The organism is Parvularcula maris, assembly GCF_024505085.1.
Lineage (GTDB): Bacteria > Pseudomonadota > Alphaproteobacteria > Caulobacterales > Parvularculaceae > Parvularcula > Parvularcula maris.
In genome coordinates this window covers 1-22,646 of sequence record NZ_JANIBC010000016.1, presented here as the reverse complement: position 1 = coordinate 22,646, position 22,646 = coordinate 1, and the positions used below count along the sequence as shown (strand labels likewise).

Genomic DNA, 22,646 nt, shown 5'->3' with positions numbered 1-22,646 from the left:
CCGTTTCACACGAGAAAAGCAGGTTTTCCCATGCGCGTAGCGTTCTTCGTCGGCGCCTTCCCTATGACCACGGAGACCTTCGTGGTCAACGCGGCCAAGAAAGTGCTCGATGCCGGGCACGAGCTCGACATCTATGCCGTCGATCCGATGTTCAAGCAAACCTCCGAGGTCCAGGGAACAGTCGCCGAGTACGGCATGACCGACCGGGCCTACTCGCCCAACGTGCCCCAGGGCGCAGGCAAGGTATGGGGCCTCGCGGCCGCCTTCGGCAAGGTGCTGCACGCGCGCGGACCTGCGGCGCTGAACCTTCTCACCCGCCCCAGCCCCGATGGAGCCCGGACCATGGCGAGGGCCATCTTCGACGCTTCGGCGCTCCAGGGCAGGGCGGAGTACGACGTCATCCACGTCCACTTCGCCACCTTGGCGGGAAGGGTGCTGCAGCTGCGCAGGGCCGGGCTCTTGAGCGGGAAAGTCCTGGTCCATTTCCGCGGCGGCGACATCTCCTCCTATGTGAGAGCGCAAGGCGAAGATGTCTACGATGCCGTGTTCCGCGAAGCCGACGGTTTCGTGGCCAACTGCGCTCACTTCCGCGACAAGGCGATCGGCCTGGGCGCCCCGGCGGACCGCATCGGCATCCTGCCTTCGGGTCTCGACCGCTCCCGCTTCAGCTTCAAGGAGCGGCACCTGCCTGCCGAGGGGCCGGTGAAGCTCATCGCCGTGGGCCGCCTCGTGCCGAAAAAGGGGCTCAAGGACGCGATCGGCGCCATGCCGCTGATCGAGGCGAAGAGCGGGACAGAGCTCACCCTGATCGGCGACGGCCCGCTGCGAGACGAGCTGGAAGCACAGGCCGCCAGCCTCGGCGTTGCGGACCGCGTCCACTTCCTCGGCGCCAAATCCCTCGATGAGGTGAGCAGGGCGCTCATGGACAGCCACATCTTCCTAGGCCCCTCGGTCACCGCCCCCGACGGCAACCAGGACGCACCGATCAACACCCTCAAGGAAGCCATGGCCACGGGCCTGCCTGTCGTCGCGACCCGGCATGGGGGCATCCCGGAGCTGGTCGAGGACGGGCTCTCCGGCTTCCTCGTCCCCGAGCACGACCCCGAGGCCCTCGCCGCCGCCGTCACGAGGCTCATTCGGCAGGCGGAACGCTGGCCGGAGATGGGACAGCGCGGCGCCTGGAAAGTCGCCAAGGACTACGATCTCGAGAAAACAGGCGAGCACATGCTGAACATCTACGCATCGCTCGCGAGCGAGGAAGGGATACCGCTATGACGCCTACCAACGACGAGACGCCCCGCGCCACGATCGTCGTCACCCCGCGCGAGCGCTTCGGCCTCGCCCGGCAGTCCCTCGAAAGCCTCTTCGCCGAGACCGACACGCCGTTCGACCTCGTCTATGTGGACAGCGGTACGCCGCGCAAGCTCAAGACCTGGCTCGAAGAGCAGTCCAAGGAGCGAGGCTTCACCCTGGCCTCCTTCCCCTCGATCCTGCCGCCCAACCGTGCACGGAATGTCGGGCTGGAGAGGGCCAAGACGGACTATGTGGTCTTCGTGGACAACGATGTCATCTTCTCCAAGGGTTGGCTCTCCGCCCTGATCGAGTGCGCCGACGAGGAGGGGGCCGACGTGGTCGCGCCCCTGACCTGTGAGGGGCCGGAGGTCCACGCCGTGGTCCACCAGGCCGGCGGCGCCTATGCGCAAGACAAGGACGACTTCTTCGCCCGCCCCCGCGGCGAGCGGGCCATCGTCGATCAGATGACCCACCACAAGGAGCGGCGCGAGGCGCTCCCCGCCCTCGAACGCCAGGAAACCGGCGTCTGCGAGTTCCACTGCGTGCTGGTCAGGCGCTCCGTGTTCGACAAGATCGGCCCCCTGGACGAGGGCATGGTCGCCACCAAGGAGCACATGGACCTCTGCATGAGCGTCCACCAGGCTGGCGGAAAAGTCTTCTTCGAGCCGAAATCGGTCATTACCTACCTCTTCCCCACCCGTCAGCACGCGATGCAGATCGCCGACTTCCCGTTCTTCCTGGTCAGGTGGTCGCCGGAGTGGCAGCGCGCCAGCCTCGACCATTTCCGTGAGAAATGGGGCCTGGCTGAGGACGAGTACTTCCGCAGCCGCTACAGCAAGCTCGGCTGGCGCCGCCGCGAAGGGGTGAGCAAGACGCTCCTGAAGAAGGCCCCCGTCCTGGGCAAGAACCGCAAGTTCGTCGAGTTCGGGGCCAAGTTCGTCGATCCGCTGGCGGCCTGCGCCGCCAAGGCGCTCGTCTGGCAGCAGGCCCGCACCGAAGGCAAGGCCAGACGAACGCAAAGCGCCGGATGACCGCCGAGCCTAACACCGAAGGTCTGCCGACGGAGAAAGCGCAGCGTATGCGCTTGGCGGTCTTCTACACGCTGCTGTCGAGGCCTGCCGTCCTGGTCCTCACGGGGCTGAGCGTCGCCGTCGTGGCCCGTGTGCTCGATCCGGCGGCGTTCGGTGTCTACGCCATCGCCTACGCGGTGTTCGGCATCCTGTCGGAGATCGGTCTTTTCGGTCTCAAGCCCTTTCTCGTGACCAGAGAGAAGATCGACCGTGCGGTTATGGCGCGGGCGGTGGGAACGTCGCTCTTTGCGGGCTTCTCCCTGTTCCTCCTCAGTGGGGCGGCGCTCTTTCTTCTACCTTCAAGTTTCGTGCCCGCCGGTTTCACGCCCACCCTGCTTTTGTTCTGCGGAGCGCTGTTCGTTCAGCCCCTCGCCCTTGCCAGCGAGGCGGTGCTCGAACGTCGGCTTCGGTTCGGTTTCATCAGCCTGCTGGCCGTCGCCGCGAGCGCCGTTAACGCTGGCGTCGCCATCGCCCTTGTGTTGAGCGGTTGGGGGATTGCCGGGCTGGCCGCGGCGTTCCTGGCCGAGAAACTGTTCCGTACGCTCGCGTTTCTCATCGTCTCGCCGGAGGGCCGGGTCCGGCCGGTTTTCAAGGGGGAGCGTCAGGTCCTGGTTTTCGGCTCCTCCTACTCCGTCTCGACGACGCTGCCAAAGATCTCGGGGTTCGCCATTCTCGGCTCGCTGAGCGCCATTCTGGGTCTGCCTGCCGTGGGCCTCTACAACCGCGCCGAGACCGTGGTGAGCCTCGTGGACCGGGCGGTGATGAGCGCCATCAAGCCGACCATCCTGCCGATCTTCACGACGGCCATGCGCTCAGGCGTGCCCAAGGCCGAGATCTATACCCAGAAGCTCCGCTACCTGACGGCGCTTCTATGGCCGTGTTTCGTCGGCATGATCGTTCTCGCCGAGCCACTGATCCTGACCCTGCTGGGTGATCAGTGGAGAGAAGCCGTGCTGCCAGCGCAGGTCTTGCTGGTCGGCGCTCTAGCCGTCCCCTTCAACAAGATGAGCCTCAAGCTCTTCGTCGCCTTCGGCATCCTGGCCGTCTACACCCGCATTCAGGTCGGATACCAGCTTCTCCGCGTAGCAAGCGCGGCCGCCGGGGCGGTGATGTTGGGGCTGCCGGGGGCGGCGCTTGGTCTGGCGGCGGCCACGATGGTCAAGGCCGTGCTGATCATCTCCGCGCTGCACCGCGAAACGGGGCAGTCATGGAGCGCGTTCATCCGTATCCAGCTCGAAGGGGCGCTGGTCGCAGGGTTCGCTGCAGCGGGCTCGTGTCTCGCTTTCGTCGGTCCGGAGAGGGACGTGCTGTGGCAGTTGCTCACGGGCGGAGCGGGGGCCGGCATAGCGATGCTTCTAGGGCTTCTCGCCGTCAGGCACCCCGCCCTGGCGGACCTTCTTCACCTCCTGCGCAGGCGCTCCGTACCAGGTATGCCTGCAACCAAGACACCTTCCTTCGTTCGTTAGGGGATATCACGTGGAAGACAACGATCAGGTCGACGAGCATATCGCCGCCAAGAACGCACGGTGGAGCTTCGGAGGGAGCGTTCCGACGCATTTCGAGTCCCACATCGAGAAGTCCGTACCCGGATACAGGCACGGCCACGAGACCGTGGCGAGGCTCTCGGACTTCTTTCTCACCGACGGCTCACAGGTCTACGAGATCGGCTCGTCCACCGGCGCGCTGTCCCGCCGCATCATCGACTGGAACGACGGCAAGCGCGTCAAGCTGACAGGCATCGAGATCGAACCCGCCATGGTGGAGCAGGCCCGTGAGCTGTCGTCGGGCTACGATCAGATCACCTATGAGGAGGGGGACGCGCTCTCCTTTCCCTTCGAGCCCGCCGATCTGATCGTCGCCTACTACACGGTCCAGTTCATCCGTCCGGCGGTCAGGCAGCAGCTCTTCGACAAGATCTACGAGTCGCTCAACTGGGGCGGCGCCTTCATCCTGTTCGAGAAGGTGAGGGGTCCCGATGCACGCTTTCAAGATATCCTGACGACGCTGTATACGGACTTCAAGCTGTCGAACGGGCTTAGCGAGAAGGAGATCGTGCAGAAGACACGCAGTCTCAAAGGCGTCCTCGAACCCTTCTCGTCCCAGGGCAACCGCGACATGCTCACGCGCGCAGGTTTCGTCGACACGATGACCGTGTTCCGAGACCTCAGCTTCGAGGGTACGCTGTCGATCAAGTGACGGTCTGACCCAGCAGGTCCCGAAGCAACCCTCTGGCTGTTATTGAGTACCGTACGTCAAATGGCGTATGCGTGCCGCCCGCGCCTTCCTTATCTTCACGATTGGGTAAGTGAAAACCGGGGGCGGCGTCATGCCTTTGTTTCGTGTTGTGGGCCTTGTTGCGGCCTTCCTGCTCGCTACCGTGGGGGGAGCTAGAGCGGCTACGATCGTAGAGGCTAGTGGCATCGTGCTACCGCCGCCTCCCGGTGCCCAGTCCGGGGATATCGTCGGTACGCTGCTATCAGGGGAAAACATCACCATCACGAATGGTGTGCTGAACGGCGGCGTCGTCAGCGGGCTGACACTCGCCGTGACGAGCGGGACGGGCGTGCCTAGCCTGTTCGCACTGCAGGAAGGTACGGCTTCGGCGAGCCAGCAGGTTTTCTCGGCATCGTTCGTCTTGCAGGGGCCTGGGCTCGGCCTTCCGGCGCTCACGGACCTCGTCGTCACCCTGACGTCGCAGAGCTCCTTTCCGGCCCTCTCACCGGCCAACCCGGTGCTCATCAGCGTCGCAACCTTGGACGCCGATCCGGTTCCCGTGCCTGCCGCCGCGCTGCTCTTCGCTCCCGTTCTTCTCTTCCTCCGCCGCCGGATAAGCTGTTCGAGCGCCTGATCTCACACCAAAGGAAAACCCATGCTCGTGACCGTCGATGATAGTTTCAGCGCAACGGTCGGCGAAGCGCTGACCGTCGATCTCTTCGGCAATGATCAGTTCCCTGCCGGTGCGGAGGTGCCTCGCATCTCGTCGATCGGCGGCGTGGACGTCGCTGTCGGCGATACCGTTACGCTGCCCGACGGCAGCAAGGTGACCGTCGGCGCCGGTGGTATCGTCACGATCATCGGGGGGACGCTCGGCCTCCTCTCGTTCGAGTACGAAGTCGCCATCGACGAGGACCCCGGCTTCGGCTCCACCTTCTCCTTCGGCATCCCCGGCTTCTTCAGCATTCGCGCCATCGCGCCTGAGGACGGTGCGGTCGTGGATGGCGGGGTGCTCGGTGCCCGTCTCGGCCTGGGGGTGGCGGGCGGCGGCGACTTCAATGGAGACGGCCTAGCCGACTTCATCGTTGCAGCGCCCGTCCATGGTTTCGCAGGACTGGAGGCAGGCAGCACCTATGTCGTCTTCGGCAGGGAAGGCGGACTGCCTGAGGACTTCGCCCTAGCCGATCTCGACGGCACCAACGGTTTCGTCATCAGCGCGGACGTGGCCTACCTCTCCAAGCTGGGCAGCCGCGACGCGGCCCTGACCATGGCCGACCTCAACGGAGACGGCTTCTCCGACGTCATCATCCGGGGCGAGGACGGTGCACCCAGCGTCGGGGAGGACAGGGTCTCCTACTACGTGGTCTGGGGCCGGGACGTGGCCGCGGACCCCAGCTCCGCCAGCCTCGACCTGACCGCCAGTCTTCCTGCGGGGGTTACCGGGCTGCAGAACCTCGTCACCTTCTTCTCGCCCGACACGGACGAGGTGGTCTCGGCGGGAGACCTAGACGGCGACGGCTTCGACGACCTCATCCTGGCATCGGAGAACCAGGCGAAGAACATCATCCTCTACGGCCAGGCGACCATAGCCGACGGGCTGGTCGATCTTAGATCCTTCCGTCAGCAGATCGTCGATCTCGGCTTCGAGGGGTCCTACAACACCGAGAACGCAAGGGCCGCCGTGGCGGGTGACGTCGATGGCGACGGCATTCAGGATCTCCTCTTCGGTATCTACGACCCAGGCAATGCCACCTCTACCGTCTCAGAGCTGGAGCAGGTGCAGCTCATCTATGGTGACCCCCTCCTGGGACGGACGACCTTCATCGGTCCGGCGGGGGACAACCAGACGGGCTTCGCCGTTACCGGGATGGCCGACTTCAATGGAGACGGCCTCGCCGATATCGCCATCGGTTCGCCTGAGCAGGGCGGCGGCGTGGTCTATGTGGTGTTCGGTCGAGAGGGTGGCTTCGGCAGCCAGGTCGACCTCGCTGGTCTGGACGGCACGGACGGCTTCGTCATCAGCAGCACCGACAGCAATGCCGAGTTCGGCTACAGCATCGACGGCAGCAGCGATCTCAACGCCGACGGCTACAGCGACTTGATCATCGGCGCGCCACTATCTCAGCGCGGCTTCGGCACGCCGAGCGGCGAGGTTTTCGTGATCTTGGGCGGACCGTCCGCCTACGCTGCATCCTATCTCGATACGGACGTTGCGTTCATCCTCGACGGTATACGCTTGGGGTTCGGGGACGGGATCGAGCGTATCGGCACCAGCGTCGCAGGTGTCGGTGACATCGACGGCGACGGTGTCGACGACATGATCATCGGCGCCCCCGACTGGAGCGCGGGGGAGGGGACAGCCGAAGGCCGGTTCCGGGTCCTCTACGGCGAGGCAGAGCTAGAGGAGCAGACCTCGACGGCCACCGTCACCGTGGACGTCACAGGTAGCGGTGATGCCGGGCCGGGCAACGACACAGCCGCCACCGCCGCCTCCCAACCGGTCGTCATCGACGTTCTGGCCAATGATCCCGCGGGGAGCCAGCTATTGTCCGTCGAGGGCCAGGAGCTGGCCGAGGGCGAGACCCTGACCTTGGCGTCGGGCGCCACCGTCACCCTCCTCAGCGGCGGCAGGCTCAGCTACGATCCTAACGGCGCCTTCGATGATCTGGGTACGGGTGAAGAGGAGCAGGATGTGTTCTCCTACTCTCTTCAAGGCGACACGTCGCTGTCCCTGACGGCGCTCGGTTCCGGCTCGGGCCGTGTCCTCAACGGCGCGATCGCCGGGGGAGGCGTTGGACAGAGGGTCGCCATCGTCGGCGACGTGAACGGCGACGGTATCGACGATTTTGTCATCGGCGCACCGGAGCTGACCGACCCGTCTCTGAAGTCCTCAGGCGCAGCCTATCTGGTGTTCGGGCAAGCCGGCGGTGCTACGCTTGATCTCGGCAGCGGCACAGGCTTCGCCCGGCTCGCCGTTCCCGAGACCCCGCTGAACGCCCCCTTCGTCGATGCGACCTTCGATATCGGACAGTCGGTATCAGGAGTAGGCGATGTGAACGGTGACGGCTTCGACGATTTCGCCGTCAGCGGTCCGGGTGAGGTCGATCCGACCGTCTGGATCGTCTACGGAAGAAGCGAAGCCTTCCCTTCACAGATCGACCTCATGCCTTTGGGCGGCAGTACCGGTCTCACCACTCTGGAGTCCGCGGACGCCTTCTCCGAGCTCGGCACGGCTATCGCAGGGGGGCGAGACATCAACGGGGACGGCCTGGACGACTTGGTCATCGGTGCCCCCGCCGCCAACGAGTTCGGCCGCGGCGGGGCCGGGGCGGTCTATGTCATGTTCGGTGCCGAAGGCAGCGGCCCCACCGGCGCCCCCGAGGAGGTCGATGGCAGCGACGGCTTCACCATCTTCGGTCTGGGTTTCAACGGCTTCTCCTTCCCCGAGAGGTTCGGAGCTGCCCTCGATCTCGCGCCCGACCTGAACGGCGACGGTCTGGCGGACATTCTGATCGGCGCGCCCGGCTCGAACGGCGTTGGAGACAACCTCGTCAACGGCGAGGCCTATATCGTCTTCGGACGCAGCGACGGAGCCGCGAGCTTGGACCTGCGCAACGGTCTGTCGGACGGTATCCTGACGATCTCGACCGGCAGTATCTTCTCCGAACTCGGAACGTCCATCGCAGCGGTCGGAGACGTCAACGGGGACGGACGCCAGGACATCGCCGTCAGCGCGCCAGCGGTCTCCAGCGACCAGGGCCGGGTATACCTGCTGTTCCAGCCCGAGGGAGGCTTTAACGGCGACATCTCTCTTGACGTCCTCACCCCGGAGCAGGGGGTGATCATCGACGGTCCAGCCGAAGATGCGCGGTTCGGCTCGTCCATCACCGGCCTCGGCGATATCAATGCCGACGGCCTCGATGACTTCGCGATCGGTGCCGAGGGCTCGGGGCAGGCCTTCGTCATCTTCGGATCGGCCAGTTGGGCAGCCTCGACCGATGCCGCTACCCTCGTGTCGAACCAGGGTCTGGTACTCGAAGGGGCCAGCGCTTCCGACGCGGTCGGCGCGGCCCTCGCTGGCGGCGGCGACGTGAATGGCGACGGTGCGCCCGATCTCGTCATCGGCGCACCGGCTTCCGATCCCTCGAACGTGGCGGATGCCGGTTCGGTCTATGTCGTCAACGGAGGAGCAGGGTTCGGCGCGGTCAACCCGAGCGCCACCGTAACGGTCACCGTCAGCGGCGAGAACGACCCGCCGCTCTCACCCGGCGCTCTCGCCGTTCAGGTGACGGAGGACCAGCTCTCGACCTTCGACCTTCTGGACGGGGTTATCGACGCCAATAACGACCCCCTCAGCATTGCCGCTATCACAGGGCAGTTGCCTTCCTGGATCACGGTCGACCAGGGAGCCGCCACGGTGACGGTCGACGGGGCGGATGCTGCGCTGCAGGAGCTCGCCGCCGGTGAGCTGCGTACGGAGAGCTTCTCGATCACCATCGAGGACGGCCAGGGCGGTTCGGTCGAGCGCACGGTCGACATCACGCTCGTCGGTACGAACGACCCGCTGCAGGCTACGGATGTCGGTCTTTTCGCTAGGGAGGGCACGGGGCTCTTGACCGCCGATCTGTTCGACGGGGTGACCGATCCCGATACGAACGATCAGGTGCTGATCACCGCCCTTCCTGCCGATCTTCCGACAGGTCTGACCGTCAACACGGCCTCTGGGCTACTGACCTTCGATACCGATCATCCCGACTTCAACGATCTGCGTTCCTGCGACACGCTAGAGATCAGCGTGACGGTGGAGCTCGGGGACGGGCAGGGAAGTTTCGTCGAGCGCCAGATTACCATCCAGCTCGTCGGGGAAGACGACCCGATCTTCGGCGGAACAGGCGATGATATCTTCCTCGATACCGACTGTCCCGATATCTTCGTCGGCGGCGCAGGAAACGATTTCGCCGATCTCTCCGTGTTCGAAGACAGCGGCGATCAGTTCTTCGGCGAGGCGGGGGACGACAGGGTCATCGCAGCGGGCGAAAACTTGATCATCGATATGGGTACCGGTTCCGACACGGTCGAGCTACGTGGCCGTATCGAGACGATCTTCGCGACAGCATCGAGACTTACGGCCGATGAGGAGAACCGCCTCGTCTTCGGGGAGGGCCTCGATCTCGGCTTCAATGTGAGCCTTCAGGGCTTCGAGGTGGTGGAGTTTGCAGGGAACGGTATCTACGCCTTCTCGACCCTACTCTGGACATCACTCCGGGTTTTCGACCAGGCACCCTTCCGTACGGACCTCGATCCGGCCCTGATCGGCAGCGACCTCTTCTTCAACCTCCGCATTGACGGGCAGAGCTCTTTCGGCTCGAACGCGGCCTTGCAGATCGCTCCCCCCGTGCTGAGCGCTGACGCGACGCTGTTCGTCACGACCGAATGGGAGTACGCTGACCTCATCGCCTTCGACTTCTCGTCGACCGACTTCCAAGACAACTCGTCGCTGGACTTCTCTGCCGCGGATGCTTTCGGCTCGCCAAGGTTGATCGAGGTTCGAAGCGGCGGCGGCGACGATCTCCTTACCGGCAATCGAGGTTTCTCGCGGTTCTTTGGCGGGGACGGCAACGATGTCCTCGTCTCCTTCGACCGTAGTCAGTGGCAGGACTACCTCCAGTTCGGCATCAACTTCACCCCGCTCTTCGAGGGTGCCGTGAGCGAGCTGTTCGGCGAGGCTGGCAACGACACACTTTGGGGCGTGGGGTCGGACCTTTTCGGCGGCGACGGAGAAGATACGCTGATCCAGCTCGGCTCTCAGCCCTTGTTATCGGACGTCTCAGGCCAGCCCCTCGTTCCGGTAGCAGATGGCGGGAACGGCAACGATCTCATCGTCACTGACCAACCCTTCGCGCGAGGCGGCTCAGGGGACGATACGATTTCGGTTCGTGCCCCGGCCTTCAGCCTCAACAGCTTGATCGACCTCGATGGCGGCACGGGTACTGATGAGTTGCGCATCCTGGCACCGACCGCGTTCGAGATTGCCGGTGAGTTCCTGGAGACCTTCCCAGTCGGGGATGTCGATCTCAGCAGCGGCTCGATCACCGGGTTCGAGCGGACGATCCTTGCGCCTCTCCGCACCTACATTCTCAGCGCCGCGCAGCTCGACGGTATGGGGACGATCTCCTTCGACAGCACGCCCCTCCAGTCCGGAGCGGCCTTCTCCGTCGACCTACGTTTCGCCAGCGACACAATACCAGGACCGATCGTCCCGATCATCGACCTCGCCCAGACCGGGCGTATCGGCATCGTGTTTGAGGATGCGCAGGGTGCCGGGCGCACGGTCGACCTACGTTCGATCACCGTCCAGACGCCTGACATCGCCAATGACATGAGCATCAGCGTCTTCCTCGGTACGGGGAGCGATACGCTGACGGCTTCGGCCTTCGACGACACCATCACGACCGGGGGCGGTTCCGATCTGGTGTTGGCCGGGGCAGGGAACGACGAGGTGGCCGTCAACCTTGGTTCAGCCGTCATCTTCGGCGAGGCAGGCAATGACAGGCTGGTCGGCGGCGCACAGCGGGACGTGCTCGACGGCGGCGACGGCGATGACGAGCTTCTAGGCTTCGGGGGCGATGACAACCTTCTAGGCGCAGCCGGACAAGACATTCTCAACGGGGGAGACGGAAACGACCTCCTCGATGGGGGAGAGGGGAGCGATCAGCTTCATCCGGGTCTAGGCACGGACATCGTCATCGGCGGCGGCGGACGTGACAGCTTCGACGGCAGTGTCGCAGAGCTCGACGGCGATACGATCATGGACTTTGCCGTGAACAACGAGGTAGTCAGCGTGCGCGGCATCCGATTCACCCAGGCAGACATTCTATCCGTAAGCGGTGTAACCCTGGCGGCGGACGGATCGACGGGCACCAGCCTTTCACTTCAGCGAGACGAGAACGCGGTCATCACCGAGCTGACGCTTCTCTTCGGCGGAATGGCGGCATCCTCCACCAATTTCATCGTGACGAGCACGAGCACGAGCGCCGGCGGGGGCGATAGCACGTTCATCCGCGCCACCGACCTCAACGTCGTCTCCCTCACCAGCGATATCTCGCAGGTGATAGGCACGGCTTCGTCGGATATCTTCTATATTCCGCTGACGGAGCTGAACTTCGCTACCGTCACGGGGTTCCAGGCCGCGTCCGGCCAGACCCAGGGCGATCAGCTCCTGATCGCCGCCGACAATCTGTCGCTGGACCAGGTGAGGCTGACCTTCGGCTCGGCGATCCTCACCATCGACGCCGACGGCGATGGTTTCGACGAAGACGACCCGGTGGTGACCCTCGAAGGCGACTTCTCGAACACGAGGTTCGAGATCGAGGATGACGGTTTCGGCGCGCTGCGGGTCACCGCGGTCGACCTCGCGCCGTCAGGCAACGATGGCAACGACATCCTCACCGGGGATGCGCTGGCCGAGCAACTGGTCGGCGGGCTCGGAAACGATACGCTCAGCGGGGAGGGCGGAGACGACGAGCTCTTTGGCGGCGCAGGCAATGACTATCTCCTGGGCGGAGCCGGTGACGACCTCTTGAGCGGCGGGAAGGGCCTCTACGATGTCCTCGACGGAGGTGAGGGGGCCGACACCTACCTCTTCGGTGACGAGCTCTCGAACGGCTTGCGAGAGACGACCCGTATCCTCTGGGGCGAGGGCGACGTCATCGACCTAGGTGGTCAGCAAGTGGTCAGCAGCTTCGCCTTCGGCGGCAGCGTCTACCTCTATGCAGGGCCGGATTTCGATCTCATCCAGGTCATGGGCGCCCAGGCCATGGACGATATCACCTTCGTCTAGGTCCGCTTGCGGCGAGCCCTGGGCGCCGTTACCCTGCAGACTGGCGAGAGGAGTGCGTGCTGAGCGGGGACGGTGACCACCCGGTGCTGAGCGACCTCGAGATCATCGAGGCGAGCTACCGCTGCGCTGCCGACCCGGCGGCGCTCGATGAGTTCCTCGAACGTTGCGGCGCGCGTTTGGACGAGCAGGATCTAGGCACCCAGCCGGGCTTGCTGGAACGGCAACTTAAGAGCGTGGCATCACTGCTTTCCCGAATGCCCGACCCCTCCCCCGAAGACGAGGCCGAAGCGGTGTTGAGGCAGAGCCGCAGTGCTGCGGTGCTGATCAACGCGGCAGGCTCCGTGTCGGACCTCAACGAGGAAGGCGCGCTTATGTTCGGCGCCCGGCGCGGCGCCGAGGCGAGGGGGAGCTGGCTCGATCCCGGCAGCGAGCAGGAGTACGAGCGGTTGCTCCGTATGCTGCGTCCCGGTGCCAACAGGGCGCAGGTGGTGCTCCGCATCACCAAGCCCAGCGGAGAAGCCGGCATGGCCGAAGGCTTCGTCGCTGGCGAGGCAGCGCAGCATGTCCTGATCCGCGCGCTCTCCGTCGAGTGGACGGGAAAGGTCGCCGAGACCCTCTCTTCCGCCTTCGATCTCACTGCAGCCGAGATCGACGTCAGCCGCATGATCTTCGAGGGCAAGGCGGTGGAGGAGATCGCCGCGGAACGACAGAGCGCTCCGCGTACGGTACGGACCCAGCTTCGCTCCATCTTCGCCAAGACCGGCATGGCCCGCCAGTTAGAGCTCAACCGGCTGCTCAATGCGTTGGCCGCAAGATCCGAACAGATCGAGGGAGCTACCGGGAGGTGGCGCGATCCGCTCGGTCGCGAGAAGATCGTCAGAGCTCCCGACGGAAGAGCGATCGCGCTGACCTTCATGGGGCAGGCTGACGGTTACCCGGTCCTTCTGACCCACGGTGCGTTTACAGGATACATGCTGCCCGAGCAGGTGCAGCACCACGCGAAAAAGTGCGGCCTGAACCTGATCGTGGTGATGCGGCCCGGCTTCGGCAACAGCGATCCGCTTGAAAGAGAAGGCGCCATCACGGCTGGCGCACGCAGCTTAAAGGATGTCTGCGATATACTGAACATCGAGCGTTGCTCTGCAATCGGACTGATGAACGGGCTGACGCCTATCGCGCGTTTCGCCTCACAGGACCCGGCTTTGGTCGAGAAGGTTCTGAGCATCGGGGCTGCGGTTCCCCTCAAGCCGCCCATCGGGTTCTCTCACTTGCCGGGTGCGGTGAAAACCATGTTGCGCTTGGCCAGCATCGGCTCGGTGGCGACGGAGGTTGCGGCGCTGGCATCGCTGAGACTGGTGCGCTCCAAGGGCATGGCCGAGGGCATCGTCCGCATGTTCGGGCACAGCGAACCCGATCGCCGCTCGACCAGCGATCCGCGTACCCTCTCTCTGATGGCTGCCTCGGCGTCCATGCTCAGCGCGCAGGGGCATGCGACGTTCACGAAGGATCTGGGTCTGATCGCCGCGGATTGGAGAGAGGACCTCCGCACTCTTCAGTGCCCGGTACGCATGCTCTGCGGTGAGCAGGACCCTGTCTATCCCCCAGCCAAGGTGAAGGCGGTCCAAAAAGCCTATCCTACATTCGAGATAGAGACCGTCCCCGACGCGGGCCAGTTGGTCATGTACCAGGCGGGCGAGCCCCTCCTTAGAGCCCTAGACTGGCTTAGACCTAGCTCATCCGAAGCCTAGGCTGCTCGGGAGTCCGATAAAAAGAATATGCCGTATGGATAAGTACGGATGAGAGTAAGACGCTTCACTCGCTTAGGATGATAAGACGCGATCTTTCAACTAAATGCACGCACTAAGTTGCGTCTATTCCACTGGTCCCCTTGCGTTAGTACCAAGGGATCGCAGAAGAATATGTTTTTGATATACAATATCACTTTCGAGTGAGTTGAAACTGCCTTCCGCCACCGTGTTTGTGTCCTGGCTGCAACAGCTACTCTAGGGGCGACCGATACACAGTGTTGTTACATTGACTGCGATTAACCATCGTCCGTAGCATCTGCATGCGGCGTGCTGACACATCCGTCCTCTTTGGACGGCTCGTGCTGGACGGTACTCGGCGATGAAGCAGGGGACTGAAGACCGCAGCAAACTGAGGAGTTAGTATGAGACAGTCACGTATCGTGGGAAGGCTGTTCGCCTCGACGGCATTGATCAGTGCCGCCGCGTTGGCCAGTCCCGCCCTCGCCCAGGACGCGGACGACAGCGTTACCGAAGGCGACGTCATCACCGTCACCGGTTCGCGCCTACAGGATGCCAACATCGAGGCATCGAGCCCTGTTACCACGGTCGATGCCGAGCTCTTCGACATCCGCGGCACCACCGATGTGGTGGATCTTGTCAACACGCTGCCCTCGGCCTTCGCTGACCAGACCACAGCCTTCGCCAACGGCGCCACCGGTACCTCGACCGTGAACCTTCGTGGTCTCGGCGCTATCCGTACCCTGGTCCTGGCCAATGGTAAGCGTCTGCCTCCGGGCTCGCCTCTAGCAGGCGGTTACCCCAGCGATATCAACCTCATTCCCTCGCAGCTCGTCGAGCGTGTCGAGATCGTCACCGGTGGTGCATCGGCCGTGTACGGCTCGGACGCCATCGCTGGCGTGGCCAACTTCATCCTGCGCGACGACTTCGAAGGCTTCGAGATCGACGGCCTCTGGGGCTTCAACCAGTCCAACAACGATTCGGGCCTCTTCGAGGACGCGCTGACCGCGGCGGGCATCGACCCGATCCAGGGAAGCACCACCGACAACGACACGTTCGACATCTCGGGCATCTTCGGTGCCAACCTTGATTCGGGTCGCGGCAACGTCACCGGCTACTTCCGCTACTTGAGCAATGACGGCATTCAGCAGGGCGACCGCGATTTCGCACGCTGCGCTTTGGCTGGCGGCGCGGAGCCGTTCTGCCTTGGCTCGAACCAGGGGCCGTTCCCGACCACTTTCGTTCTCTCGCCCACCGGCGAGCCGGGCGATTTCGACCCGCTCGTCGGTGCCGATGGCAACCCGATCCTCGACGGTGATGGCGAAGTCGTGACTGCAGGCGCCTTCTCTCTGACTGAGAGCGGCGGACTGACCCAAGGCTTCAACAACGCCTTCAACTTCAACCCGGACAACCCGATCCGCCGCCGTGTAGAGCGCTTCAACGCAGGGTTCTCGGGCCATTACGATATCACCGACAACATCACCAGCTACCTCGATTTCGGCTTCACCAAATCGAACTCGCCCCAGGTGATCGCGCCGTCGGCGGCCTTCGGCAACTCCATCAACCAGGTGAACTGCGACAACCCGCTTCTCACGCCGGAGCAGCTTGCGCTGATCTGCGGCACCGTGGACGGCGACGGCAACTTCTCCCGCGCCACCGAGGACGATGACGGCGTCCAATTCGGCCAGGCCGAGGTTCGCCGCCGCTTCGTCGAGGGCGGAGGCCGGACCGACGACCGTACCCTGACAAACTTCCGCGTGGTCGGCGGTTTCCGCGGTACGCTGAACGATGTCATCGACTGGGATATTTTCGGCCAGTACGCCGAGACCAGCCTCAACCGTCTGCAGACCCGCCAGGTTGCCGCGATCGAGCTTGGACGCTCGCTCGATATCGTCGAGGACGAAGACGGCAACTTCGTCTGCCGGTCTGTCGTGAATGGTACAGACCCGGCCTGTATCGCCTTCCAGACTGCCTACGATCCGAATGCGACCAACGCGCCCGGTCTTGCGGACTATATCGACACCCCGACCCTGACCCAAGGCTCGACCCAGCAGACCGTCGTCGGCGGCACCGCCCAGACCGACCTTGGCAATTTCGGCATCGCCAGCCCGTTCGCCGAGGACGGCATCAACTTCCTCGTTGGCTTCGAGTACCGCCGCGACCAGTTGATCGCGCAAGCTGACGCCACCAACCAGCAGGGCCTCCTCGTCGGTTCCGGCGGTGCGGTTTTGCCAACCAACGGCGAGACGGAGGTCTATGAGGGCTTCTTCGAAGCGGCCATCCCGGTCATTCAGGGCGTGCAAGGCATTGAGGAACTGGGTCTGACGGCCGCCTACCGCTACTCCGACTACCAGTCGCGCGACATCCTGAACGATGTCGACGGCGGTGATTTCGGTGTCCACACCTACGCGCTCGGCGCAACCTGGACCCCGGTTTCCGACATCCGGATCCGCGGCCAGTACCAGCGTGCGGTCCGTGCACCGAACGTCTTCGAGCTGTTCAACCCGGTCAACACCAACCTCAGCTCGCTCTCCGACCCTTGTGCCGGCTTTGCGGGTACGGCCGACGCACCGACGGCTACCGCCGAGCAGTGCGCCCGGTCCGGTGTTTCCGCTTCGCAGTTCGGCGCCATTCCGCCGGACTCCGGTCAGCTCAACATTCTGACAGGTGGCAACACCGATCTCGAGCCCGAGGTTTCGGACACCTATACGGTCGGTGTGGTCTATCAGCCCAGCCAAATTGGCGGTCTGACGCTGTCTGTGGACTATTTCGACATCACCGTCGAAGAGGCCATCGGCACCGTTCCGGTCGCAACCTCGCTCAACGGCTGTATCTTCGACAACAACCCGACCTTCTGCGCTCTGATCAACCGGGGTACGGACGGCTCGCTCACCCAGGTACCTCGTGACCAGGCGGCGATCACCGCCACGAACGTGAACATCGCTGGTTTTGCGACCAACGGGTTCGACTTCACGGCGACCTACTCCTACCCGCTCGGCCAGTACGGCGATCTGAGCTTTGACTACAACGCGACCTACCTGCTCAGTTTCGACACGACGCCGCTTCCGGGTGCCGGGACCTTCGACTGTGTCGGCTTCTACGACTCGAGCTGTAACGATCCCACCTTCGACTACCGCCACAACACGGTGATCACGTGGCAGTCGCCCTATGATGTAAACCTCAGCATGGTGTGGCGGACCTTCTCGGCCATCGACCGTGTCGACAGCATCGATTCGGACACGGGCGAGATCACTCCGGTGGACAACGACTTCGTCGGTACTGAGCTCGACGCCACCCATTACTTTGATCTCTCGGCTACTTGGGAGGTCAACGACACACTCACCCTTCGGACGGGCGTGAACAACGTGCTCGACACCGATCCGCCGGTGGTGCCGCAGTTCGGCCCCTCGCCGACCTCGAACACCGAAGGCAACACGGTGGCCGGTGTCTACACCGCGGAAGGCCGCTTCATCTTCTTCGGAGCGAACGTGCGCTTCTAATGTCGCGCACGGGGGCCGCACTGGCGGCTCTCTTCACAACAAGCAACGAACGGGGGGCTTCACGCTCCCCGTTTGGTTTCAACCGGCCTATACCAGCCTCGAAAGCAGCCGGTCAGGCCCCCGTCACATCCGTGGCGATCGTCAGGCGCTCGGCCTGGCCGCTGATCGGCACCACCCCGTGCCACAGATAGGACGGGAAGAGCACGAGCCGCCCCGGCTCCGGTTTCACCAGATACTCCGCATCGAGCTCTTCGGGCAGCACCAGACCGGGTTTGCCGAAGCGCAGCCAGCCTTCGGGCGCCGCCCCCGCCCGCTCGTAGGCAAGGTGGCAGGCGGAGGAGAAGAGGCCGCCTGGGTGGATGTGATCGCTATGGTGCCCGCCAGGCCCCAGCCGCACGGACCAGGGCTTGAGACGCCGTTTCACCTCCGCGAGGGGCGGCGGTTTCATCCCTTGGGAGGCGAAGTGCGCTCTGACCGGTCCGGCCACCGCGTCGGGCCAGGCCTCCAATGCCGGACTGCCAAGCCCTGCGAGGTTGCCGAGCTGGCTGCCGCCGCCCTTCACCGACTGGTTGAAGGGGTTGTTCCGAAATGTGTGCCGAGCGCCCAGATCGGCCTTCAGGTCGTCGAGATAGCCGGAGAGGCTTCCCCAGCCGTAGGGCACGTCGATTTCGTAGCTCCCTATCTTGGCCGTGTAGTCATAGAGCTCGAGATAGCGCTCATCCCCCTTGAGCCGCCAGATCACAGCCTGAAGGGCGGCGGCAAAGACCCGTTCCGTCCCGATCGCGCCGCAGCCGGACATGGTCAGAAGACGCTCCGCCTCTTCCAGGTCGCCTAGCGCTAACCTTACCTGAGCCAAGAGTTCGGTCTCGCTCGCAGCCTGACCGCTCAGGGCGAAAGCCGCCTCGGCATGGGGGAGGGCCGACATCGCGTCGCCGCTGCGAAGAAGAAGCCGAGCTGCCAGGTAGCGCACCTCCGCCGATTCGGGGGCGAGCGCCGCTGTATCCAGGGCTAGGGCGACCGCGCGCTCCTCCTGCGCGACCTGCTGCAGCACCTCGCAGACCACCAGACGGAGGCCGAGGTTCTGCGGCTCTCGCTGGAACGCGGCGGCCAGCGGGGTCGCCGCTGCCTCTGCGTCGCTGGTCCTCATCCAGATGAGCTGCGCCAGCTCGCGATGGGCCGAAGGATCGCCAGGGCGCTGGGCAAGGGCCTGACGGAAGGCAGCCTCCGCCTCGTCGAGCCTTCCCAGATGAAGGGCGGCCCTGCCCCTGACTAGCTGCGTCTCCGGTGCCTTGAGGCCCAGCCCCGCCGCCCTGTCTGCAGCGTCCAGCGCTTCTGCGTGGAAGCCCTCATTGCCGAGAGCTCCGGCCAAATTGTGCCAGGCGATCCGGTCGCTTGGGTTCCGGGCCAGGTGCTTTCTGAACAGCGGGATCGCGGCCAGTGCCTTGCCCTTCGCGTTCAGCGTTCGCGCCTTTGCATGCCAGTCCATCGTCTCTTTCCCCGCTGGTCCCCCACTCTGCCCGGCCGGAGGCGCGCCGCAAATGCCTAGCTGCTGCCCGTGTGATGCCCAACCGGCTTGCCTCTCTGGCGCGGTGCTGTTTGAACCCTGAGGCTTGCGAGTATGCCCGAGGGAGCTTCTGGAATGGCTGACAAGAACTTCGACCTCATCGTGATCGGTGCCGGACCGGGCGGCTATGTGGCGGCGATCCGTGCCAGCCAGCTCGGCATGAAGACGGCCATCATCGAGCGCGAGCATCTGGGCGGCGTCTGCCTCAACTGGGGCTGCATCCCCACCAAGGCGCTTCTCAGGACGGCCGAGGTATACACCAACATGAAGCACGCAGACGCTTTCGGCCTGAAGGCGGAGAATATCGGCTTCGACCTCGACGGCGTGGTCCAGCGCAGCCGCAAGATCGCGAAGCAGCTCGCGGGCGGCGTCGGCTACCTGATGAAGAAGAACAAGATCGAAGTGATCATGGGCGAGGCCAAAATCGCAGGTGCCAACGGCGCAGGCCCTGCGGTCAAGGTCAAGGCTTCGGACGGCAAGGAGCAGACCCTGTCCGCCAAGCACACCATCATCGCCACCGGTGCCCGTGCACGGACGATCCCCCAAGCGGGCCTGGAACCCGACGGCAAGCTGATCTGGACGGCGAAAGAGGCAATGGTGCCGGACGAGTTCCCGAAGCGGCTGCTGGTCATCGGCTCGGGCGCTATCGGCATCGAGTTCGCCAGCTTCTACAACGCCCTAGGCTCGGACGTCCATGTGGTCGAAATGGTCGAGCGCATTCTGCCTGCGGAGGATAAGGAGGTCTCAACCTTCGCGCGCAAGACCTTCGAAGGGCAGGGGATCAAGATCTCTACCGAGGCGAAAGTCGACAAGGTCGAGAAGGCTGGCGAGGTGGTCAAGGCCACCATCACCGGCAAGGACGGTAAGAGCACCACGGAGGAGTTCGACCGGGTCATCCTTGCCATCGGCATTGTGGGCAACACGGAGGGCTTGGGCCTCGAAGAGGCAGGCGTGAAGATCGAGAAGAACCACATCGTCGTGGATGAGTGGCTGTCCACCGGCGTGAAGGGCCTCTACGCCATCGGCGACGTCACCGGCGCGCCCTGGCTAGCACACAAGGCCTCGCACGAGGGGATCATCTGTGTCGAGAAGATCGCGGGCAGCAACTCCGTACACCCCCTCGACGTCAAGCGCATCCCCGGCTGTACCTACTGCAACCCGCAGGTTGCCTCCGTCGGCCTCACCGAGGAGAAGGCGAAGGAGCTCGGTCACAAGGTGAAGGTCGGCAAGTTCCCCTTCCAGGGCAACGGCAAGGCCATCGCCCTCGGCGAGCAGGAGGGCTTCATCAAGACCGTTTTCGATCAGAAGACCGGCGAGCTTCTCGGCGCCCATTGCATTGGCGCGGAGGTCACCGAGCTGATCCAGGGCTTCGGCATCGCCATGACGATGGAGGCCACCGAAGAGGATCTCTTCCACACCATCTTCCCGCACCCCACCCTCTCCGAGATGATGCATGAGAGCGTGCTCGACGCCTACGGACGGGTGGTGCATATCTGATCTGATGAACCGTAGGGCGGAACGCGAAGCTTTCCGCCACAGGCGTTGTAACTAGCTTGGCGGAAAGCTTCGCGTTCCGCCCTACGAAGGCCTTCTATGCTTCAAGCTCCCCCCGGCCACATCCTCCTAGGCGCCGACCACCGCGGCGCCCCCGTCACCCTGCCGCTCAAGATGGCCAACCGGCACGGCCTGATCGCCGGGGCAACGGGTACGGGTAAGACCGTCACGGTACAGATCATGGCGGAGGCCTTCGCGCGGGAGGGCGTGCCGGTCTTCGTCTCCGACGTGAAGGGCGACCTGGCCGGTCTCGCCAAACCGGGCGCTGACAAGGACTTTTTGACGAAGCGCGCCAGCGACATCGGCCTCGAGGGCTACGGACCAGAGGACTTCCCCGTCCGCCTCTGGGATTTCTACGGCGAGGGCGGTCTGCCGATCCGCGCGACGGTGACCGAGGTCGGACCGCTCCTTCTCTCGCGCATGCTCGACCTCAACGACACGCAGGAAGGTGTGCTGGCCATCGCCTTCCGCGTGGCCGATGAGGACGGCCTGCCGGTGGTGGACCTCAAGGACCTCCGCTCACTCCTGAACCACTTTGCTGAGCAGCGTGCGGAGCTTTCTGCCATGTACGGCAATGTCTCTCCCGCTTCGGTGGCGGCGATCCAGCGGCGCCTCATCCAGCTCGAGGACCAGGGGGGCGACCTCTTTTTCGGCGAGCCCGCTCTCGATGTGCGCGATCTGATGCGCACCGCCAGGGACGGTATGGGTGTGCAGAACGTTCTGAAGGCGGACCGTCTGATGCAGGCCCCCCGCCTCTACGGCGCCTTCCTCCTCTGGCTCCTATCGGAGCTTTTCGAAGAGCTTCCCGAAGTCGGCGATCCCGACAAGCCGAAGCTGGTCTTCGTCTTCGACGAGGCGCATCTTCTCTTCGATGGCGCGTCGCGCTCGCTTCTTCAGAAGGTCGAGCAGGTCTGCCGCCTGATCCGTTCCAAGGGTGTCGGCGTCTTCTTCGCCACCCAGGACCCAGGCGACATCCTCGACGGCGTGGCGGGACAGCTTGGCACCCGCGTTCAGCACGCGCTGAGGGCCTTCACCCCAGCCCAGGCGCGGCGGGTGAAGGCTGCGGCGGAAAGTTTCCGTCCGAACCCGGACTTCAAGACCGGCGATGTGATCACTGAACTGGGGGTAGGGGAGGCGCTGGTCTCGACCCTCCAAAAGAAGGGTATACCCACCCCCGCTGCCCGCACGATGATCCGTCCGCCTGCGTCACGCCTTGGCCCCCTGACGGCGACAGAGCGGCGCGAGATGCTGCGAGCTGACGAGCTTGCAGGGAACTACGCCAAACCCGTGGACAGGCGCTCGGCCCACGAAATCCTCGCCGAACGGGCAGAGGAGCGCGCCAGGGCTGCTGAGCAGGCCGAGAGCGCAAAGGCAAGGCAGTCCCGCGAGCGCAAGACCAAGAAGCGCCGCTCCACCAGGATGTCCACCTCGGAGCGTATGCTCACCCAGGCCACGAGGACAGCCACCAGCACCATCATGCGTGAGCTGATCAGAGGCCTACTCGGCGGCCTCAAACGGCGCTAGCTCCGTAGGGCGGCTCGCGGAAGCGTGCCGCCGTTCGTAGGCGCAACCGCGTCACGGCGGATCACCTACGGTGTTCCGCCCTACGGTCTCCCCCTTGCCTCCAAGACCCACATCTCCCCTCCACGCCCTCCCCTGGTCGCGCAGCGATCCACGGGACCCATCACCGGGCGGTTTAAGCAGTACGCAGGCGGCAGGAGATGGGTCCCACGGTCTCCGCTGCGCTTCGCCGCGGGAAGACGAAGTAGTGGTTCATCCGTAGGAAGGTTCGCGGAAGCGTTCCGCCGCGCCCCGTCCCCCTCAGCCTGCCGGCAGCTCCCCCAC

11 protein-coding genes are annotated in these 22,646 nt (G+C 64.4%); 10 read left to right on the top strand and 1 reads right to left on the bottom strand.

Features of this window, described 5'->3' with window-relative positions; genetic code table 11:
* Nucleotides 1–30: 30 nt before the first annotated feature.
* The 8 genes from NOG11_RS13080 (at nucleotide 31) to NOG11_RS13035 (ending at nucleotide 17,683) form a co-directional block, all read left to right on the top strand.
* Nucleotides 31–1,275 carry a glycosyltransferase gene (locus NOG11_RS13080; RefSeq protein ID WP_256620223.1) on the top strand — a complete coding sequence of 415 codons (1,245 nt, stop codon included), beginning with the start codon at nucleotides 31–33 and terminating at the stop codon, nucleotides 1,273–1,275.
* Nucleotides 1,272–2,324: a glycosyltransferase family 2 protein gene (locus tag NOG11_RS13075; protein WP_256620222.1), complete on the top strand. Its 1,053-nt coding sequence runs from the start codon at nucleotides 1,272–1,274 to the stop codon at nucleotides 2,322–2,324. Before NOG11_RS13080 ends, NOG11_RS13075 begins: the two co-directional genes overlap by 4 nt.
* A complete protein-coding gene (locus NOG11_RS13070; protein ID WP_256620221.1) occupies nucleotides 2,321–3,829 on the top strand; it encodes an oligosaccharide flippase family protein in 1,509 nt (502 codons plus the stop codon). The genes NOG11_RS13075 and NOG11_RS13070 overlap by 4 nt, the downstream gene beginning before the upstream one ends.
* Before the next feature lie 10 nt (nucleotides 3,830–3,839).
* Entirely contained in the window at nucleotides 3,840–4,559 is a 720-nt protein-coding gene (locus NOG11_RS13065; protein ID WP_256620220.1) for a methyltransferase domain-containing protein, read from the top strand.
* A gap of 226 nt (nucleotides 4,560–4,785) precedes the next feature.
* The gene (locus tag NOG11_RS13060; RefSeq protein ID WP_256620219.1) at nucleotides 4,786–5,211 is read left to right on the top strand and encodes a hypothetical protein; all 426 of its coding nucleotides are present in this window, start codon (nucleotides 4,786–4,788) and stop codon (nucleotides 5,209–5,211) included.
* Nucleotides 5,212–5,232: 21 nt separating this feature from the next.
* On the top strand, nucleotides 5,233–12,417 hold the full coding sequence (locus NOG11_RS15045; RefSeq protein WP_305889098.1) for a VCBS domain-containing protein: 7,185 nt from the start codon (nucleotides 5,233–5,235) through the stop codon (nucleotides 12,415–12,417).
* Between the two features lie 56 nt (nucleotides 12,418–12,473).
* Nucleotides 12,474–14,165: a bifunctional helix-turn-helix transcriptional regulator/alpha/beta hydrolase gene (locus NOG11_RS13040; RefSeq protein WP_256620218.1), complete on the top strand. Its 1,692-nt coding sequence runs from the start codon at nucleotides 12,474–12,476 to the stop codon at nucleotides 14,163–14,165.
* Nucleotides 14,166–14,587: 422 nt separating this feature from the next.
* Nucleotides 14,588–17,683 (top strand): TonB-dependent receptor domain-containing protein, encoded by a 3,096-nt coding sequence (locus tag NOG11_RS13035; RefSeq protein ID WP_256620217.1) that lies wholly within the window; start codon nucleotides 14,588–14,590, stop codon nucleotides 17,681–17,683.
* 112 nt (nucleotides 17,684–17,795) lie between these two features.
* On the opposite strand, the gene NOG11_RS13030 is transcribed toward NOG11_RS13035, so the two are convergent.
* Nucleotides 17,796–19,169 carry a 2OG-Fe(II) oxygenase family protein gene (locus tag NOG11_RS13030; RefSeq protein WP_256620216.1) on the bottom strand — a complete coding sequence of 458 codons (1,374 nt, stop codon included), beginning with the start codon at nucleotides 19,167–19,169 and terminating at the stop codon, nucleotides 17,796–17,798.
* A gap of 153 nt (nucleotides 19,170–19,322) precedes the next feature.
* Between NOG11_RS13030 and lpdA the strand changes: the two genes are divergently transcribed.
* Both lpdA and NOG11_RS13020 read left to right on the top strand, forming a co-directional pair.
* A complete protein-coding gene (gene lpdA / locus NOG11_RS13025; protein WP_256620215.1) occupies nucleotides 19,323–20,744 on the top strand; it encodes a dihydrolipoyl dehydrogenase in 1,422 nt (473 codons plus the stop codon).
* A gap of 96 nt (nucleotides 20,745–20,840) precedes the next feature.
* Nucleotides 20,841–22,325, top strand: a complete 1,485-nt coding sequence (locus tag NOG11_RS13020; protein WP_256620214.1) for a helicase HerA-like domain-containing protein — start codon at nucleotides 20,841–20,843, stop codon at nucleotides 22,323–22,325.
* Nucleotides 22,326–22,646: the final 321 nt, after the last annotated feature.

Excerpts from the sequence above, each read along its gene's own strand:
- NOG11_RS15045 (WP_305889098.1), top strand. The coding sequence starts at position 5,233 with ATGCTCGTGACCGTCGATGATAGTTTCAGCGCAACGGTCGGCGAAGCG.
- NOG11_RS13070 (WP_256620221.1), top strand. The coding sequence starts at position 2,321 with ATGACCGCCGAGCCTAACACCGAAGGTCTGCCGACGGAGAAAGCGCAG.
- NOG11_RS13020 (WP_256620214.1), top strand. The coding sequence starts at position 20,841 with ATGCTTCAAGCTCCCCCCGGCCACATCCTCCTAGGCGCCGACCACCGC.
- NOG11_RS13080 (WP_256620223.1), top strand. The coding sequence starts at position 31 with ATGCGCGTAGCGTTCTTCGTCGGCGCCTTCCCTATGACCACGGAGACC.
- NOG11_RS13030 (WP_256620216.1), bottom strand. The coding sequence starts at position 19,169 with ATGGACTGGCATGCAAAGGCGCGAACGCTGAACGCGAAGGGCAAGGCA.
- lpdA (WP_256620215.1), top strand. The coding sequence starts at position 19,323 with ATGGCTGACAAGAACTTCGACCTCATCGTGATCGGTGCCGGACCGGGC.
- NOG11_RS13075 (WP_256620222.1), top strand. The coding sequence starts at position 1,272 with ATGACGCCTACCAACGACGAGACGCCCCGCGCCACGATCGTCGTCACC.
- NOG11_RS13035 (WP_256620217.1), top strand. The coding sequence starts at position 14,588 with ATGAGACAGTCACGTATCGTGGGAAGGCTGTTCGCCTCGACGGCATTG.